Annotated in this window: 11 protein-coding genes and 2 pseudogenes; 4 read left to right on the plus strand and 9 right to left on the minus strand. The window is 49.0% G+C overall.

Translation table 11 applies throughout. The features are described from left to right. Positions 1–29: 29 nt before the first annotated feature. From V7126_RS00305 to V7126_RS00315, 3 genes and pseudogenes are all read right to left on the minus strand, one after another. Positions 30–1,751, minus strand: a pseudogene (locus tag V7126_RS00305) (methyl-accepting chemotaxis protein). 15 nt (positions 1,752–1,766) lie between these two features. Then, positions 1,767–3,428: a pyridoxal phosphate-dependent decarboxylase family protein gene (locus V7126_RS00310; protein ID WP_046130941.1), complete on the minus strand. Its 1,662-nt coding sequence runs from the start codon at positions 3,426–3,428 to the stop codon at positions 1,767–1,769. A 347-nt stretch (positions 3,429–3,775) separates the two neighbouring features. Further along, positions 3,776–4,636, minus strand: coding sequence for a LysR family transcriptional regulator (locus V7126_RS00315; protein ID WP_335495910.1), 861 nt, complete (start codon positions 4,634–4,636; stop codon positions 3,776–3,778). A 117-nt stretch (positions 4,637–4,753) separates the two neighbouring features. Between V7126_RS00315 and V7126_RS00320 the strand changes: the two genes are divergently transcribed. Both V7126_RS00320 and V7126_RS00325 read left to right on the plus strand, forming a co-directional pair. After that, the gene (locus V7126_RS00320; RefSeq protein ID WP_335495913.1) at positions 4,754–5,869 is read left to right on the plus strand and encodes a Gfo/Idh/MocA family protein; all 1,116 of its coding nucleotides are present in this window, start codon (positions 4,754–4,756) and stop codon (positions 5,867–5,869) included. Between the two features lie 107 nt (positions 5,870–5,976). After that, positions 5,977–6,639, plus strand: a complete 663-nt coding sequence (locus V7126_RS00325; protein WP_335495916.1) for a YczE/YyaS/YitT family protein — start codon at positions 5,977–5,979, stop codon at positions 6,637–6,639. A 159-nt stretch (positions 6,640–6,798) separates the two neighbouring features. Here the strand turns inward: V7126_RS00325 and V7126_RS00330 are convergent, their stop codons facing one another. Together V7126_RS00330 and V7126_RS00335 are read right to left on the minus strand one after the other, a co-directional pair. Further along, a complete protein-coding gene (locus V7126_RS00330; RefSeq protein ID WP_335495919.1) occupies positions 6,799–7,632 on the minus strand; it encodes an AraC family transcriptional regulator in 834 nt (277 codons plus the stop codon). Positions 7,633–7,685: 53 nt separating this feature from the next. Next, positions 7,686–8,468, minus strand: a complete 783-nt coding sequence (locus V7126_RS00335) for an alpha/beta hydrolase (protein WP_335495922.1) — start codon at positions 8,466–8,468, stop codon at positions 7,686–7,688. Between the two features lie 81 nt (positions 8,469–8,549). Between V7126_RS00335 and V7126_RS00340 the strand changes: the two genes are divergently transcribed. Continuing rightward, on the plus strand, positions 8,550–9,221 hold the full coding sequence (locus V7126_RS00340; RefSeq protein ID WP_335495925.1) for a 4'-phosphopantetheinyl transferase family protein: 672 nt from the start codon (positions 8,550–8,552) through the stop codon (positions 9,219–9,221). 32 nt (positions 9,222–9,253) lie between these two features. Here V7126_RS00340 and V7126_RS00345 read toward each other — a convergent pair whose 3' ends face one another. After that, positions 9,254–10,603 carry a PLP-dependent aminotransferase family protein gene (locus V7126_RS00345; protein WP_335495928.1) on the minus strand — a complete coding sequence of 450 codons (1,350 nt, stop codon included), beginning with the start codon at positions 10,601–10,603 and terminating at the stop codon, positions 9,254–9,256. A 135-nt stretch (positions 10,604–10,738) separates the two neighbouring features. Here V7126_RS00345 and V7126_RS00350 point away from each other — a divergent pair. Further along, positions 10,739–11,658: pseudogene (locus V7126_RS00350) on the plus strand (DMT family transporter). Positions 11,659–11,677: 19 nt separating this feature from the next. Here V7126_RS00350 and V7126_RS00355 read toward each other — a convergent pair. The 3 genes from V7126_RS00355 to V7126_RS00365 form a co-directional block, all read right to left on the minus strand. Beyond that, on the minus strand, positions 11,678–12,409 hold the full coding sequence (locus V7126_RS00355) for a thioesterase II family protein (protein ID WP_335495931.1): 732 nt from the start codon (positions 12,407–12,409) through the stop codon (positions 11,678–11,680). 2 nt (positions 12,410–12,411) lie between these two features. Next, positions 12,412–16,257 (minus strand): non-ribosomal peptide synthetase, encoded by a 3,846-nt coding sequence (locus V7126_RS00360; RefSeq protein WP_335495934.1) that lies wholly within the window; start codon positions 16,255–16,257, stop codon positions 12,412–12,414. Positions 16,258–16,316: 59 nt separating this feature from the next. Next, on the minus strand, positions 16,317–17,974 hold a 1,658-nt coding region (locus tag V7126_RS00365; RefSeq protein WP_335495937.1), incomplete at its 5' end, for a condensation domain-containing protein.

Here is a 17,974-nt window from a genome sequence, read left to right on the forward strand (position 1 = left end):
AGCCTGACCGGTCAGGCTGTTTTTGTCGTTTATTCGGCTATTTTAAAGCGGGATGCCGCTTTATTCAGCTCCTCAGACAGAGCTGAAAGCTGCTCGATCGCTGATGCGATCTCCTGCATGCCTGCGCTCTGCTGCTCGGCTGCTGCCGCCACTTCTTCAGAGCCTGCCGCCTGCTCTTCTGTAACAGCGGAAATCTGCTCCATGGCTGAAGAGATCTTTTCATACGATTCCTCTACTTTTAACAGCGATTTCAGCAATTGATCCGTTCTCTCGGCAAATTGAGAAATCCCTTTAAAGATTCCTGAAAAATTCTCGTACGTTCCATTGATTAAAATCTGTCCTCTATCGACGGCTTCATTGCCCTCTTCAATGCGCTCCATCACAAGACGGCTGCTTTCCTGCGTTCCCGCCACCAGCTGTGAAACGGATAAAGCGGCTTCAGCCGAGCGTTCGGACAGCTTTCTGACTTCCCCTGCGACGACCGCAAAGCCCTGACCTTCTTCTCCGACGCGCGCGGCTTCAATCGAAGCATTCAACGCCAGCAAATTCGTCTGTTCGGCAATTGAAGAAATCATTCCGATGACTTTTTCGATTTCGTCGGTATGGTTCTGCATCTCTTTAGCGGCTTGCTTCGACTCTTCCATGACGTTTTTGATCGTATTGGTTTGCTGCAGCGTTTCTTCCACAAGCTCCTGGCCTGTTTTGGAATCTTTGCTGACGCCTTCGGCAACCTGCTTCATTTCGTTCACTTTTTCGGTCACGTGCGAGATCTGTTTGTCTATTTCAGCAGTGGATGTACTGCAGTCAGTAACCGATGAAACGACCTCGTTGATTCCCTCGCTCATGCTGTTCATCGATTCTGCGACCTGAACCGCGCTCTCGCTCGATTCAGAGGAGACATTTTTCAGCTGAAGGCTCGTTCTTGATACCTCTTCGGAAGATGCTGAAATGTGCCCGATCAAATTCCGCAAATTATCGCTCATCCGCTCGAACGAAGCCGCTAATTTGCCGACTTCATCGCTGCTCTTAACGGTTACTTCAGCTGACAGATCACCGTCTGCGATTTTTTCCGATGCATTCATCAGCTTCCGAATCGGCTTGGAAATGTATGTACCGAGGAAATAAGCCATCAGCATCCCGATCAGCATCACAAATAACGAAATGCCGAGCGTATACCATTTCGCTTTCTCAGCCGTTTGCGGAATGACGGAAGCATCAAGGTCAATGCCCAATATGCCGGTCTGCTGCCCTTGAGAGTCAGTAAGCGGCAGAAAAATCGATTGATGAATTCCGTACTTGTCTTTATATACATCGCTTACCGTCGTTTTATTTTCAGCCAACGCCTCTTTCATCTCAGCTGAAAAAGCATATGGCGTCCCGAAATCATCGGCCGTATCAGATAAAATGATGATTCGTTCTTTTCCTCCCTGATTGGAAAGGATGTAAAGATTTTCGAGCTTGTTTTTCTTTTTCAGCTCATCCACCGTTTTTTTCGTCTGTTGATACAGATCGCTGTCTGCGGATGTAATGTCCAGTTTATTGCCTTTTATCCGATTGATTTGGTCTTCCGCAAGATTAATGTCTGTGTGAAGACGGTTTTGAAATTGCTGTTTTAATTACTCTGACAAGTCCTTGCTGATCACATTAAAAACGGCCGAAAAGCAGGCGATCGTAATGATCAAAACCAACGCGACGCCGGCCATGATTTTAACGGAAATGTGTCCTGTCAACTTTTTCTTAAGCGTATTCATCATCCATATCCCCTTTTACTTCGTCATGGCAGATTCAAACTGCCGGCAGACTTCTTCTATTTTTTCTTTTAAGTAGGCGACGATATGCGGCACGTGCTCAGGCAATGTATAAGGAGAAATCACGAAAAATTTGCTGACGTACAGCGGAACTTCGATCCCTTCCCGCGTCCCGGCGATCAGGTGCTTTTTCGTATCGCCGAAAAACATTTTGTCCCGATGCTCCCCAAGCTTCTCGAATAATTTTTCATTCAGCAGATTGTTCCTCTTTAGCTCCTGAACGCTGCATTCTCCCGACATCTCATCGGCAAACCTCGGCGCCCCTTCAGGATAGATCCGGAACAGCGTTGACATCCCGTGGTTGTCGGGGTTCATAATGTCCGCCTGCGGAATCTGGCGGATGAGCTCCCCGCGGAAATGATGATTGACGTCAAGGAATTGGCCGAGGAGCTTTTGATAGCCTTCTCGCCCAAACGACAACAGCGCACTGTACATGCTGATGGAGCTGGCCATCCGTGAACATTCCAGCGTATAGCCCGTATGATACTCGCCATAGCCGCGGTGGCCGACATAAGGCGTCTCCTCAGGATCGAGGTCAATTCGTTTCAAATCATTGGCATCTTTGACAAGGAACAGGCTTGTGACATAAGGCGTCTGGCCGAGCTTTTGAAAATCAAAACAAAGCGAGTCGGCTTCGTGCAAGTGCTGCATTTTCTCCTTGATCGGCTTGATCATGCTGAGGACGCCCGGACTGAAGGATAAAGCGTTCTCATCCAGATCATAATCATTAAAAAACGCAAAAAATCCGCCAAGTGCAGAATCGGCGTGAATGTGCGGTACAGGCAGTTCAAAATCGCGGGATACCTCTTCAGCGGCAAGCCGCACGGCACGGACGTCATCGATCCCGATCGCATCCGTTGTTCCCGTCGTGGCGACGATATAAACCGGAATACCGCCATTTTCGCAAACCTCTCTCATCTTTTTCCGCAAATCGCCCGTGTCCATTGAGTGATCAAGGTTGGTTTTGACTTTGATCAGGCGATCGCTGCCGAGCCCTGTCGCTTCCATTGACTTAAACAAGCTGTAATGCGCAGCTTCTGAACAGAAGGCATAGAAGTTCCCAGGAACGCCTTCCTTAAGTGCAGATGGCGCCATTTTCGCAATCGCGATCCGAAGTCCGGTGAAGACCGCGCCTTGTCCGCCCCACGTCGTATAACCTCCGCTTTTTTCGGCATCATAGCCCGCCAGCTTTGACATCATCGCGATGACCTTCACTTCAGCCTCTGCGCCGGCCGGCCCGTACACATCCCACAAATTATTGCCGTTGACCATGAAGGCCGTGATCATTCCTAAGATTCCCGGAATGCTGGCCATCGGAAGAATGTTGGTAAAAAAGTATTTTGAATGGTACGGATGGCTGTGCAAAAGCTTCAGCAGCTCTTCATTGACATCTTCCATCGGACGTCCTGAAACCGGAATTTTGCTTTCGGAAATCAATTTTTCATAAAAAAGCCCTTCCCGGTCCTTCACTCCATTGAGGTTGACCTGATCCGGATTTTTCAAATCGTCGACTCCGCGGATCAGCTGCTCGATGAGCGATAAAAATTCGCTTCTCTTCGCTTCATTTCCGTCTTCGCTCGGAAACCATTTCTGTACATCTGATGTCTTGCTTTGCTGCATGTTTCTCTCTCCTGACTGTATTTATGTTTATTTCAAAAAAATATCTCACTCGCCATATCGGGCAATATACCTAATTTTTTAGGATTTCTAGCCAATTTTCTTTAAATTGTTTTATTTTTGCGGTTTTTGCGGTTTTTGCGGTTAATGTAAAAAACTTCTTAACGCATTGTTAAGAAGTTTAAGTAAAATTATGTTTAAAAACATGTTCTATTAACCTTTAAAAAGAAGCTTTCGGATTGAAGGGCTTAAACGCGGGACAAAGGCGAACAAGAGGGGGCAAACCTGCCGGCTAAAAGGCAAAATAACGATAAATCTCCATTCTATTTCATTCGGAAAACCTTTCGTTTCTATTCATTGTACATAAGCGACTGGGTAAGCTCTCTAAACTGCTTTTCGATCGGTGTCAGCTGATGATGCAAACGGGTGATCATATACGTATTGACGTATCGGCAGGAAGGCGGCGCCTCCAAAAACGGCCCGGCCTTAAAGCGTTTTGCGACTCTTTTGGAAACGAGGGAAATGCCCATGCCGATTGAAGCAAGCTGGACGAGCGTCTGCATGTCGCCGACCTCGATCGTTTCGCCGCGGGTGATGTTCATGTCCGCGAACATATTGTTCAAGATCGAGAGATACAAACATTGATCTGAAAGGATAAGGACGTTTTTGCCCTCTATGTACTCTTCCAATCTCGTCCTTTCTTCAATCCCTTCCCCGATGATAACCATTTCCTCCACACCCGATTGTTCGTAATGGATGTTTTTGTTGTTCATTGATCCGATCGTATATGCTATATCAATATTTCCCAGAAGAAGCTGTTCCTCGATATATTCCGTCGATCCCGTTTTCAGCGTCACTGATAAGTTCGGATACAATTGATAAAGCCTGCTTAATGGCGAACCCACCAATTTCGTTCCCCCGATCGATAGCATCGTGCCGACCCGGAGCTGTTCATCGTACATTTTCATTTTATTTTCTGTTTCTTCCCATAACAGCAGCATTTTTTTAAACTGCCGGTAGAGGATTTCCCCTTCTTTTGTCAACCGGACGCCTTTCGAACTTCTGATGAACAGCTCCTGTCCGTAATGAGCTTCTATTTTTTTAATCTTGGCCGTCATATTGGATTGCAGATGATTCAGTTTAACGGCGGCAGCCGATATGCTTTGCAGCTCCGCTGCGGAAACAAACGCCTTCATGTTTTCTATATCCATCAGTTCCCTGCCTTCCCATCAAAAAAATTGATATAAGCATCATATATTAACATTTTTCATGATCATCATATCTCATTATACTGGTGAAAAGCACATAATGGAATTGAGGGATCATTGATGAAGCATGGTATGATCAAAACGGGAATCATCGGAGGCTCAATGAATAATCAATGGGCCAGCCGGACTCATATTCCGGTTCTTACGGAACATCCGGATTTTCAGATTACGGCGATCGGAACGTCCAACATGGAATCCGCAAGAGTGAGCGCAGCGGCAATCGGCGCACCGCTCGCGTTTGCAGATCACCGGGCATTGGCGGGATCTAAGGATGTCGATTTAGTCGTTGTCAGTGTAAAGGTTCCGTTTCATGATGAAGCAGTCACCGCAGCAATTCGGGAGCAAAAGCACGTGTATTGCGAATGGCCGCTTGCGATCGACACAAACCAAGCGAAGAAGCTGGCTGAATTGGCAAAGAAAACGGGCATCCGCCATGCCGTCGGACTGCAGGCAAGGCAATCCCCGGAAATCAACTGCTTAAAGCAGGCGGTTCAAAAAGGCGACATCGGAAGGGTGCTGTCTTGCACGATGCACGTCTCCACGCACGGAAAAGGCGGGGTAACGGACGAGAAAAGCAGCTATCTGCTGCAAAAGGAAAACGGCGCTGATCTGCTCGCCATCAACGGCGGTCATTCGCTTGATGCACTTTGCTATATACTCGGCGGCTTCAAAGAACTGTCCGCATTGATGAATATCAATTATCCGGAAGCCGTCATCACTGAAACAGGCGAAACGATTGCCAAAAATACCGCTGATCAAATCGTCATAAACGGAACGCTTGCAAGCGGCGCATCAGCATCCGTTCATATTCAAGGCGGCGTGTACCCGGCATTTCGTTTAGAAATCCAAGGGGAAAAAGGCGCTTTCCGGCTTTCACAGCAGCGTTCACTCGGACATGTGCAATTCGGCGGCCTTATACTTGAAAAAATGGCCTATCCCGAGGTTTCAGCTTTGTTAACAGGCGCTGACCATATCCGTTGGCAGCACGTCAGACAGTCAGCAGAAAAAGACGCTCACCCGGCTGGATATGTTGAAAAAGCGTATCGCGTGCTGGCGAAAGATATTCTTGAAAACGAGCGGAACATTCCCGACTTTGATGATGCCGTGAAGCTGCACATGCTGCTGGATGCGGTTCGGGAGTCTGCTGAAACAGGGCAAACCGTCGTTTTGAATTAGCCAAAAGGCTTGTTTCACAGGCATTCGGTCGATAATTCCTATTCTGATCGGCATCGGATTGTGTTACAATAACACTCGATTGTTTTTTTCGGAAAGAGGGGAATCGATTGAAGCGGGAATTCGTTCTGCGCTGGCTTTTTTATTTTGTCGGATTGATTGTGTTGTCTTTTGGGGTTTCTCTTACAATTGAAGGAAAAGCGCTCGGCATCGGTCCGTGGGACGCGTTCCATTATGGACTGTTTGTCCTTTTGGGGCTGTCCGTCGGCCAATGGTCGATCATTGTCGGAGCAGTCATCGTCGGCTTGACCTCGCTGTTTACAAAGGCTTGGCCGAAAATCGGCGCCTTGTTAAACATGCTGTTGATCGGTATTTTTATAGATTTTTTTAACTTCATCCTTCCAGACCCTGAAACACACGTCTCAACGGCCGTCATTTTTCTTTTAGGCATCGTTTTTACCGGTTATGGCGTCGGCATTTACGTGTCAGCCAATCTCGGCGCGGGTCCGCGCGACTCCCTGATGCTTTTGATCTCTGAGAAAACGGGCTGGAATGTGCAGTGGGTCCGCAACGGCATGGAGCTGACGATTTTGTTTATCGGCTGGCTGCTCGGCGGCCCGATCGGCATCGGCACCGTACTGACCGCAATTTTGACAGGCATGATTTTGCGCTTTTCGCTGCCGCAGTCCAAACGGCTCCTTGCATACGCTGTATCAGGACGCCGTGCTGAAGCGGCCCGGCCGGTTCAGTTTTCATTGAGGAAAAACGGATAAGAGGAAACCAGGACGACTGTTCCGGTTTCCTCTTTTTTTACCGCCGGCTGTTCACCTAACTGCCGATCCCTTATCTCATTGTACATTTCCTCAATCTCGCATTTTCCGGATTTTTGCTTTTTGACGGATGGTCAATTTGAATAAATCAATCATATATATTTAGCGTTTCTTCACAATCGGAATCCAAATCTGTGTGACATGGTCTTCAGCCAGGATGTTCCCGTCTACCGGGTAGGTTTCTAATTCGGGGCCGTCTGCATGTTCATAACCTGTAGCCGCCTGAACGGTTGGATTCACGGGACCTGCGGCATCGAACACGGCCCACGTTAATGCGGGGACTTCTTTCACGATACAGCCCTCAGGAAGATCTTCGGTCGTTTTTTCGACGCCGATGACATAGGTGAATGTGTCGGCTTGCTCGTTAAAATCCATGCATACACCGAGATAGCCGAGCGGTCCGGCGAACGGTTTCAATGATTCTGTAAAGCCGTTTCGGTTCAGCTCATCCCAAAACGCCGGAATCTCGACTTTGTTTTGCTCCATACTTACATTTGTCTGAATAGCTTTGCCCATGATGTGAAACGATTCTTTTTGGACGATCTTATAATTCATGTCCTCTGCTCCCTTGATTTGAATTTGAAAGGAAAGACGGGGAAATGCCTTGAGCGTCCGGCCTTTTTCTCGCGCCTGTGAAGGGCTCATTCCGTGAAGCTTGCTGAACGCTTTAGAAAACGATTCAGGCGTGTTGTATCCATACTTCAAAGCGACATCAATGACTTTTGCATCTGATGAAGCCAGTTCCTGGGCTGCAACGGTCAGCCTCCGTTTGCGGATGTAGTCAGCGAGCGTACTGCCCGTCAGCATGTAAAACATGCGCTGAAAATGAAATTTTGAACAGCAGGCGATCTTTGCGATATCTTCATGGCGCAATTCATTGTCAAGATTCTGTTCGATAAAATCAATGCTATCAGCCAAACGATTCACGACTTCCATTGTTGTTTCTCCTTTCAGTTCCCACCATATCAGTCAAAGGTCAGGAATTCCTGTCATTCTGTGCTTTGTTGTGACAGAAAAGGCCGGCTGTCTGCAAACAGCCATTTGACCGCTTCCGGAAAACGCTTCGCAAACCGCTCGAATCTGTGCGCTCCGCCTTCATCAATGACAAATTTGAGATGTTCCCCTGACACCCCGCTTTCTGATAAAATGCGGAAGGCTTCCTTTGTTCTCGGAATCATTTCTTTCTGAAGATTGTCGCGGTCTGTTCCTTCCGTGCTCCCCACATCCATATAAATGCGCAGATCTGGATTTAGAAAGGTGTGTCCGCGCATATATTCAATCATTCCTTTAAACCAAAAGGAACCCGACAGGCTTCCGATTTTCCCGAACGTTTGCGGTTCCAAGTATGCCGTATACATCGAGATGAGTCCGCCGAACGACTTCCCGATGATCCCGGTGTTTTCGCGGCTCCCATCTGTCAAATAGTTCCGGTCGATAAACGGCTTTAGCTGCCTTGCCAAAAATTCGGCATAATGAGCGCCGTTTCCTCCGTATGTATGATCCGTTTTTTTTAAGTGAGGCTGCGGAAAAGGGGTATACTCGTTTTCCCTGTCTTCTGAAGCCACGCCGATCATGACCAGTTCCGGCATTTCCCCGCGGCGGCAGAAATGTTCAATCATCTCTAAGCTATCGCTAAACCCCGGATTAAACAAATCCCCCCTGTCATGAACGTAAAGCGCCGGATAGCGTTTTCGGCCAGTGTGATATGAAGGAGGCAGATAGATCAATAGCTCTCTGCCGGAAAACGTGTCATTTATCAGTGTTCCATTCATCGTTTTTTAACTCCTTTCGTCTACCTTTCATGTTTGCTACAATCAAAATAGATTAAATTTCATGTAAAGAGGTTGCACGTGATGAAGATTTACGCTGTTTCTATGAATGAGCTTCCGAATTCCGGCCAGTTCGAACGAATGATGGCCATGGTGTCTGAAGAAAAGCAGGACAAGGTGAAGCGATACAGATATCCGGAAGACGCCAATCGGACGCTGATCGGGGAAGTCCTCATAAGAAAGATCATCAGCGAAACGTTCGGCCTGGCGAATGAACAAATTGCATTTACCTCCGGCCGGTATGGGAAGCCGTCTGCTCTCGGCTTGCCGAACTTTCATTTCAATATCTCCCATTCCGGAAAATGGATCTTATGCGCAGCCGGAAGCTCCCCGGTCGGAGTGGATGTCGAAAAAATCAAACCGGTCAATTACGATATTGCTGAACGTTTTTTTTCCTCCGAAGAATATCGCGACTTGATGGAAAAAAGCGAGCCTGAACGGCTATCCTATTTCTATCATTTATGGACGATGAAAGAAAGCTTTGTCAAACGGGCGGGAAAGGGCCTGTCTTTGCCGCTTGATTCGTTTTCCGTCAAGCTCGCAGAAGACGGCCGCGTTTCACTGAAGGTTCCTTCAGGCCATCCGCCTTGTTATATGAAAACGTATGAGCTTGACCCCGATTATAAAATGGCGGTCTGTTCCGCTGAGCCCGATTTTCCCGGCAAAATTGAAATTAAAGGGTATGATGAGCTGTAAAAGGCTGTGATCTAAAGAATCACAGCCTTTTTTTAATAACGCGATGTGCAGATCGTCTGTTTTAACAGCTCGATACCGCGCGGAATATCCTCCTCTTTTACATTGGTGGTATTGATTTTCAACAAATTTCGTTTTTGAAAACCTGCTAAATAATGGGCATCGACAGGCTCCAGCAAAACGCCGCGCTTTCTCATGTTTTTGATGATCCGGGACGCCGGGAGTTTGCGGTCCAAGACGAGATGGGTATGGACGCATGGCTGATCAGGAGGGTGAAAGTCAACAAGTTCTCCCGCTGATCCGGCGAGCTCACTCAGCAAGCCATGCAAAAGGCGCGACCGTTTTTCGTATGAAGCGCGGATTTTTTGCTTATGCCTTTCGAACATTCCGCTTTTTAAATAGATTTCCAAAGCGGCCTGCGACAGCATCGAACTGTCGATATCCGTCAGCCGTTTGTATTGATTAAACGTCTCTGTCAAAGAATCCGGCAGCACGGCAACACCGACGCGCAGCCCGGGAAAAATGATTTTAGAAAAACTTTTCAAATAAATCACGCGTGAGGAAACATCGTAGGAAAACAGCGGGTCCACCTTCTGATTCCCCTCTAAATCTCCTAAAAAATCATCCTCGACGATGAAAACGCCGTACTTCTCCGCCAATCGGACGATGCTCTTTTTTTCTTTTTCGGTATAGGAGCTTCCGAGCGGATTGTGAAACCTGGGCATCGTATAGAAAAACTTAATATCCTCTGTGCGAAAAAGCAGCTCTAACCGCTGCAGATCGATTCCTTGCGCCGTCCGTTCGATCCCGGTCACCGGAAGCCGGTGAACTTCAAGATATTTGAGCAGCAAATGGTAAGTTGGCTGTTCAATCAGGATTTTCCGCTTCTGATCGGGAAAAGGGATCGAAGCGAGCAATGACAGAGCCTGCTGAACGCCTGACGTGATGAAAATATTGTCCTGCTTCGTAAAAACCTGTGCATTTGCGAGCTCTTTTTGGACGACTTCGATCAAAGACGGAAGGCCTTTCGGCGTTCCGTATATAAATAAATCGTTTTTGTACGTATCAATGGCTTTGTTGATGCAATGCTGAAAATCGAGGTACGGAAAAACATCAGGATCAGGGGCGGATGCCGCGAAATCAATGACGCTCCTCTCCCTGTTCAGCAGCTTGTTCGTCTTTTTCACGACATAATAGCCGCTTTTTGGCACCGAGTAGATCATATGCCGCTTTTCCAGCTCGCTGAGCGCCCGGATCACCGTGCTTTTGCTTACGCGAAACTCGCCTGCAAGCGTACGGATTGACGGGAGCTTATCCCCCTCTTGAAATGAGCGTTCCTCGATCAACGACTCCAGTTTATTCATCAGCCCGACGTATTTTTGCATGCTTGTCTCCTTCTCCGAATCTGTATCGGTACAGATATGCTTTTTTTGTATTGTATCAAACTTTTCCGCCGTATATGATGACAGAGACCGGTCAAATCACATGTATTGCATGCATACGATTCGGGGTGATCCTATTTGCATAAATCTGCTTATGTTGCAGCTTTGTTATACGCCTTTATCATCGGTTTTTCATTTTTGTTCGTAAAACTGCGCTTGCAGCGGCGGGACCGCTTGACCTGCTCGCACACCGCTTTACCGCCGCATTCTGCGCCGCGCTCATTCCCCTTTTGTGCGGCTGGGTCAAGATCGGCATCCGCGCGAAGGACGTGCTGTTGATTTTGCCGCTCGCTTTATTTTATCCGGTGATGTTTTTTGGTTTTCAAGCCTTTGGGCTCGTCCATACGTCTTCCTCGGAAGCGGGGATTATACAAGCCTCGATCCCGATTTTGACGATGCTGTTGGCTTCTTATTTTTTAAAGGAACGCTTCAGCAGGCGGCAGTTCTTTTTCACGGTTTTGTCAGCGGCTGGCGTGGCTTTCATTTTCTTAATGAAAAGCGCGGGCGTTAGCAGCACCAATGTAAAAGGAGCCGTACTGATCCTGCTGTCGGCGTTTTCTTCAGCAGGCTACAGCGTCTTGGCCAGAAAGATGACAAAAAGATTCAGCTCATTGGAATTAACGTATGTGATCACGGCCGCGGGCTTCGTCTTTTTCAACGGAATCGCCGTGTTCGGCCATATGACTGATGGGACGCTTAACGATTTCTTCGCGCCATTCCGGCATCCGGCCTTTGTACTGGCGATTCTTTATTTGGGTGTGCTGTCATCGTTTGCGACATCCTTCTTGTCAAACTATGCTTTATCGAAAATTGAAGCTGCGAAAATCAGCTTGTTTAATCATTTGGCCACATTGGTGACGATTTTGGCGGGTGTTGTTTTGCTGCGGGAAACGCTCGCATGGTATCATATCGCCGGTTCGATCGTGATTATTGCCGGAATCATCGGCGCTACAAGAAAAGAAAAGCGTCCTCAATTAAAAAAACGGAAAATCGGCTGACAATCGCCGATTTTCCGTTTTATCGTATTGTTTGGCCCGCTTCCTCGAGGATCGACCTGATGCATGCTGCAACTTCCTCCGTTTTTGAGAGGAGAAACATGTGACCGCCTTCAAACGTATGAAATTCGGCTTCCCTGACCCACTTTTTCCAGCCGGAAGCGTCTCTCATGCATTTCTCATCTTGATCGCCGTTCAATATGTAAACAGGCGAGTTGACAAGCGAATGATCGGTGTGAACAAACGACTCCAGCGCGCGGTAGTCTGCCCTGAAGGATGGGAGGAAATAGTTGATGACTTCCCTGTTCCTTACGAGCTCATCGGGGATTCCGCCAAGCTGGATGATATGGTCGAGAAAGGCATCATCATCATAATGGGACACCTTTTTCCGCTTGCAATCAGGGGGCTGGATCGCCGAAATAATGACGGCGCTCGGAAAGATTCCTTCCTTTTCGAGCTTCTGCGCCATTCTGTATGCGACTATTCCCCCCATGCTGTAGCCGAACAGCACAAACGGACGGGTCAGCTTCGGCTCCAGTGCCGTCTTGTACATCCCGATGAGCGCCTCCAAATCATCGACAAGCTCCATTTGATTCGTCCCGTGGCCGGGCGGTTCGATCGCCATCATGTCACAGTCCGCTTTTAAGCAGTCATAAAGCGGCCGGAATGATGCAGAATAGCCCCCTGCATACGGAAAACAAATCAATTGCATGCCGCCCGAAGACGGCCCGAAAGTTTTCAATATATCGTTCATGATTATACACCCCCGTTTACAACGGCACGCTCGCTTAAAGCCCGTCTGACTATCTCCGCGTTTTGTTTTACAAAGCCGTCAGCGAGCATTTCATCATGCGTTCCGTACCCTTGATATTCTCGATAAGACGCCCTTGTTCCTTCTTTCCACGAAGAAAGCCATACCGGGAGCGGTTTTTGCGACTCGGATTGAATAAAGTGAATATCGGAGTCAACCTGTCCTTGATGGATCAAGCCGACAAAATACGAATAGTACGCTTCAAGCTTTCCGGCAATGCCTTCCGCAACTGCTTCGATTTGCATGTATTCGTTGTTTTTGTTGACTTCGAGCAGCACGGCGACGTCATCTTCGACAGTGCGGCCTTCTAAATCGCTGACATTGTTTTTCATATACGAATCGATCATGATCAGCCTGTCGACTTCACGGCCGCTTTTTTCAAGCTGCTGCGCCACTTCAAAGGCAAGACCGCAGCCTGCAGAGTAGCCGAGCAATGTCAGCGGACCTTCAGGCTGAAGCTTCGTGATCGTGTTCGCAAAACGCTCGACTCTGTCTCCCGCTTCGATAAAATCAAAGGCGCAAATCTTATATTCCGGCAATTGTTCGGCAAGCTTGCCGTACATGATGCCGTATCCGAGAACGGGCGGGAAAGCGAATACGTATCGGCCGGCTTCCGGATTGAACACGGTTCTATCGGCTTCATCCGTTTTGCCTCCGCCGTCTATATACGCAGCCATTGCCGCAATTGTCGGAGATTCGAATATGATGTTCACCGGAACTTCCGCCCCCAGCTCCTTCAATATCCGGGAGATGACAGCCATCGCCTTCAATGAATGGCCTCCGATTTCGAAAAAGTTCTCGTCTATGCCGATGTGCGGACGGCCGAGCACATCTGACCAAATCCTCTCCAGCTTGGCTTCCGTTTCATTGCGGGGTTCCCTGCGCTCCTCTCGTACCGAGGCTTCTCCTGCTTCCGGAAGAAGGCGCCGGTTCACTTTTCCGTTCGGCGTCAGCGGCAATTCTTCAAGTATGAAATAGACAGGCGGCACCATATAGGCCGGCAGCTTTTGCGCAAGGCGGCCGCGAAGCGCTTCTTCCGTGGCGCCGCCGGAAGACGGAACGACATAAGCTGTCAGCGTTAAATCGCCGCTTCCGCTTCGTGCAGCAAGGACAACAGCTTCTTTTACGCCGGGACAACGGGTAAGCTGTTCCTCAATCTCGCCAAGCTCAATCCGGTGCCCCCGGATTTTCACCTGATCGTCAATCCGTCCGGCAAATTCGATATTGCCGTCCGGAAGCCATCGGGCCAAGTCCCCGGTCCGGTACATGTTTTGGCCAGGGATAAACGGGTGCGGGACGAATTTCTCCGCTGTCAGATCGGGTCTGTTCAAGTAGCCGAGCGATACGCCGGCTCCGCTCAGGCACAGCTCGCCGACCGCTCCGAGCGGCTGAAGCTCGTTTTTCTCCGTCAAAATGAAAGCCGCAGTCTGATTCAATGGTTTGCCGATCGGAATCGAAACTGCTTCACTGCTCACGCTGTCGACGGGATAGAATGTCGCAAACACGGTCGTTTCAGTCGGGCCGTATACATGGATGATCCTGCCCGGCCCCATTTCCGCCAGCGCCTTTCTGACATGGCTGACAGACGAGCGTTCGCCTCCGAACAGCACTTTGCGCAGTCCTTTCATCCAGCCGGTTCCTGAGTCGACGAGAAGATTAAACAACGCCGTTGTCACAAACATGACAGTAATCTTTTCTTTCTCTATCGTTTCCGTGAGCCTGCTGATATCGAGAATGGTGTCCTGACCTGCGACCACCAGTTTTCCGCCGTTCAAAAGAGCGCCGTACAGGTCAAACGTAAATCCGTCGAATGCGTAGTTAGACAGGGACAGCAAGGTGTCCTGGCGGGTGATGTCGATGTAATTCGTGTCTCTGACGACTCTTGTGATGTTGGCGTGTGTCGTCAGGTTGCCCTTCGGTTTTCCGGTCGTTCCCGATGTATACATGATATACGCAAGATCGTCAGGGTCAATGGCTATCCCAAGGTTTTCTCCGCTTTCACCGGAAACGGCCGGATCATTGATCAACACCGTTTCGTTTTTAAAGGAAAGCGACACGGTTCGTCCGGCGAGCTCCTCCTGAGTCAGCAGGCACAGCGCACCGCTGTCTTCAAGCATGTATTGGATGCGGTCGTCGGGATATTCCGGATCGATCGGCACATAAGCTCCTCCCGCTTTTAAAACAGCGAGAATCGCGGCGGCCATGTCCGGCGAGCGGCGGAAAAAGAGGGCTACCGCCTTCTTTCGGCCCACTCCTTTTTTTCTCAAGTAACGGGCGAGCCGGTTGGCCCGGTCGTTCAATTCACGATATGTAAGCGTGCAGCCCGCCGCCGACACGGCCGGTTCGTTAGGCATGAATTCAGCATAATGCTCAAACCATTGCGGAATCGCCATAGCGGATGTTGTTTTCTCCTCAGGCGCATTAAAGTCATACAGCAGTTGCTTTCTTTCGTTTTCAGGGACGATGGTGATGTCATTAAGCGGCTGATCCGGATTGCCGGCAATCCGGCTGATCGCTTCTATGAGCTGATCCTTTAAGCGCTCCACAAACGATGTATCAAAGACATTTCCGTTGTAAGCGAACTTCAGCATCATTTCTTCGCCCGGCGATGCAAGCAGATTCAAGTCATAGTTCGATTTTTCAAACACGCTGACACGGCCCATTGAAAAGCCGAGATCGTCTTCCTCCTGCTGTTTGTTCGCTTCCTGGAGCGGATAGTTTTCAAACACGATGATATGATCGATCAGATCAGGCGACGCCGTTTTGCTTTGGATATCGTAAAGCGGCACGTATTGGTGCGGCTCTGATTCGAGCATCTGCTTCTGCAAGCGGGCGATCAGCTCCGAAAAGGTCGTTTTGTCGCCGAATGTGACCCGCTTCGGAACAACATTAATAAATAAGCCGACCATATGCTCGACGCCTTTTATTTCGGCGGGACGCCCCGAGACCACGGTTCCGAATATCAAGTCGCGCGAACGCTGATATCGGCTGAGGAGCACCGACCATACCGCCTGAAGCGCCGTGCTCAGCGTCGTATTGCGGGCTTTTGCGAGTTTTGCAAAAGCTTCCGTTTCGGCTTTCGGCAATGTAAACAGCAGCTCTTCAGGCTGATAGCCTGTTTGATTCGTCTTTTTCCGCTGTTCGGCAAACGTCGTCTGCCCCTCAAATCCGGCTAAATATTCTTCCCAATAGGAAAGCGATTTTTGTTTGTCCTGTTGTTCGAGCCATTTGATATATTCTTTGTACGGTTTGACAGGTTTCAAGCTGTAAGACTTGTTTTTCCGGAGTGCATTGTACACTTTGAACAGCTCTTGAACGACAATGCCGAAGCACCAGCCGTCAAGCAGGATGTGGTGGTAGCTCCACACCCATTCATACGCATCTGCTCCCGTTTTGAAAATCGCCGTTCGCATCGGGATGTCTTTTGACAGATTAAAGCCTTTTCGTTTGTCTTCCTGTTTATAATCCTCGATACGCTCTTTCTGCTCCTCTTCGGAAAGCCCTGATAAATCGACTTCTACCACATGAAAATGCCTTTCTTTTAAGACGACTTGAACAGGCCTTTTCATTTTTTCGTGAACGAATACGGTCCGGAAGATATCATACCTTTCGACGATCACGTTCATGCTTTTTTCCAATAGATCTTTTCGAAAAGAGCCTTTTACCTGCATGCTGATCTGTTCAATATAAAAGCTCTGTCCCGGATGCAGCAGAGTATGAAACAGCATCCCTTCCTGCATCGGAGATAAGTAGTAAATATCCTGCACATGCTCTTTTTTAAACTGGCTCACGTTTTGTCCCCCTTTCACGGAGTTGCCCGCTTGGGTGAAGCGGGCAACTCGCACAATGTTTATTTCAAATTTTCTTCAAGCACATCAAACAAGTCGCCCATCTCTTCCATTTCAAGACCGCCGGCGCTGAAGTCGCTAGGCGTGAACTCCCGCTCCTTTTTGGCCGTGCAATGGTCGATCAATGAAAGCAGATGATGCTTAAACCGTTCGATCCTTTCCTGCACGGTCGACCTGTCAAACTCCTTTGTATTAAAGGAGCAGGACATGATGAGTTTTTCATTGCTGATGATGCCGCTGAAGCTCAGGGCGTAGAGGGCTTCCGATTCTTCCGAAACCTGATGTCCCATATCGTATGGAGACGGGCCGAAAAATTCAGTCTGCACTTCATTGTCTATCTGCCCTAAATAGTTAAAGCTGATCTCCGGCTTGATGGAGAAATCGATATCGCCGGCTTTTTGCCGGTCTGTTACATACCTGAGAATGCCGTAGCCGACTCCCTTATCAGGGATCTGCCGGAGCGTTTCTTTTACGGTTTTAATAAGCTCCGGCAAACCTCCCTCGCCGGCTTTTAAGATAACCGGATATTGGGCGGTGAACCATCCCACTGTTCTCGAGATATTCATATTCGGCATGATTTCTTCCCTGCCGTGCCCTTCCATATTGATACAGACCCCCGATTGATTCGTCCATTCCCGGATCGTCAGGCTCAATGCGGAAAGGAGAATATCATTGATATCCGTACCGTACGGCTCATGAACTTTCGTCAATAAGAGACGCGTTTCTTCCTCGGTCAGCTCGAACTTGGCAGCGGCTGTGTCTTTTGTTTTTCTCTCGCTGACAATGCGGTCTTTCGGCAATGCCGGCACCCGTTCTTTTTCCAGTTCGCGCCAATAGCCGCACGTCTTGAGGAACTGTTCGGACTGCGCATAAACCGCAAGCTCTTCGGCCCAGTCTTTAAACGAATCGGTTTTATCAGGGAGGACAATATCCTGATTCTTTGCGGCTTGCTGATAGCCCGCTGCAAAGTCCTCCAGCAAAATCCGCCATGACACGCCGTCCACGACGAGATGGTGGATGACGATCAGCAAATGGTCCCCATCAGCCGTCAGATACTGCTCTGCTTTCATCAGCGGGCCTTTCGCGATATCAAGGCTTGCCTGCAACCGCTCCGCTTGGGCAGCGATCTCCGCTTGGGCGTCTGAGACGTACTGGAGATTCACCACTCGGAAGGCAAAAGCCCTCTCATCCGGTCCGCGGTTGTATTGAATGATCCGGCCGCCTTCTTTTCTGTAAACCATGCGCAGTGCGTCATGATGACCGGCTAATGATTGCAATGTTTGTTCAACAATCTCAGGGTCGAAGCCTGACGGCGCGTGAAGCATAACCGACTGATTCCAGTGGTGCTCATTCGAAAACGAGCGTTCGAAGAACCAGCGCTGAATCGGCGAAAGTATCACTTCGCCTTCGACAGGCCCCTGGTCGGCCGGCTTTCCTTCCGTCGATTCGATATAAGAGCTGATCCCGCCGATCGTCGGGTGCTGGAACAAGTCTTTCATCTCAAGCTTCAGGCCGTGCTGCTGAAGGCGGCTCGCCATTTGAATCCCCTTGATCGAATCCCCGCCGAGCGTGAAGAAATTGTCGCTGATCCCGATTCGTTCGACGCCGAGAACCTCCTGCCAAACATCCGCCAACAGCTGATCGGTCTCACTTCGCGGCG

Origin of the sequence: Bacillus sp. JJ675 (genome assembly GCF_036963165.1) — a bacterium.
Taxonomy (GTDB): Bacteria; Bacillota; Bacilli; order Bacillales; family Bacillaceae; genus Bacillus; species Bacillus glycinifermentans.